The 903-nt window shown below is 64.2% G+C and carries 1 protein-coding gene and 1 pseudogene; one reads left to right on the plus strand and one right to left on the minus strand.

From position 1 onward, the window contains the following. Positions 1-142: 142 nt before the first annotated feature. Positions 143-391 (plus strand): annotated as a pseudogene (locus tag H7965_RS30065) (transposase); the annotation flags it as partial. Between the two features lie 94 nt (positions 392-485). On the opposite strand, the gene H7965_RS30070 reads toward H7965_RS30065, so the two are convergent. After that, the coding region (locus H7965_RS30070) for an integrase core domain-containing protein (RefSeq protein ID WP_186773160.1) at positions 486-903 on the minus strand (418 nt) is incomplete at its 5' end.

Below are 903 nucleotides of genomic sequence, written 5' to 3' on the forward strand. Positions count from 1 at the left end.
CCCCACCTGCAGGACGCCATCACCCGCTACATCCGTGACCACAACAGAGCCGCCAGGCCATTCGTCTGGACCAAACCTGCAGATACCATCCTCAGCAAGCTCGCCAGACTTCCTGCACCTTCTGAATGAGTCAGTGCAATAGCGCCACGTCGCCGACCAGCTGCGGCCCCGCCGGCCGAAGCTCGGCACGCTGATGGACGACAGCGAGGACGACGTGCTGGCCTACATGGCGTTCCCAGCGCAGCACAGAACCAAGCTGCACTCGACAAACCCGCTGGAGCGATTGAACAAGGAGGTGAAGCGCCGCGCCGATGTCGTCGGCATCTTTCCCTCCGAGGCTTCCATCAGCCGCCTCATCGGCGCCGTCCTGCTCGAGGCCAACGACGGTTGGACGCGCTGCGTCCAACCAGATGCAGCACCGCTATGAAGTGGTCCCCATCGGTCGGACAGTTTGGCGGCCTGGATAAGCTCGGTCCTGGTTGTCGTCAGGCCGCCAATTTGGCCATCTCGTCCGCCCCATAGGTCTCGTTGGGGGTCTGCCCGGCCAGCGCGCTATGTGGGCGTCCGGCATTGTAGTAGCCGATCCACTTCGACAACCCGGCCCGCAACTCCGAGCCGGTCTCGAAGGCGTGCAGGTAGACGCACTCGTACTTCAGGCTGCGCCATAGTCGTTCGATGAAGACATTGTCCATCCAGCGGCCACGGCCGTCCATCGAGATGCGCACTCCGGCCTGCTGCAGCACGCCGGTGAACCGCGGCGAGGTGAACTGGCTGCCCTGGTCGGTATTGAAAATCCCCGGTCGCCCGAACCGCCCCAAGGCCTCCTCCAGCACCTCGAGGCAGAACTCCACCTCCATGGTGTTCGACACCCGCCAGGCCAGCACCTTCCGCGTCGCCCAGTCC

It is taken from the genome of Siccirubricoccus deserti (assembly GCF_014283215.1).
Classification (GTDB): Bacteria; Pseudomonadota; Alphaproteobacteria; order Acetobacterales; family Acetobacteraceae; genus Siccirubricoccus; species Siccirubricoccus deserti.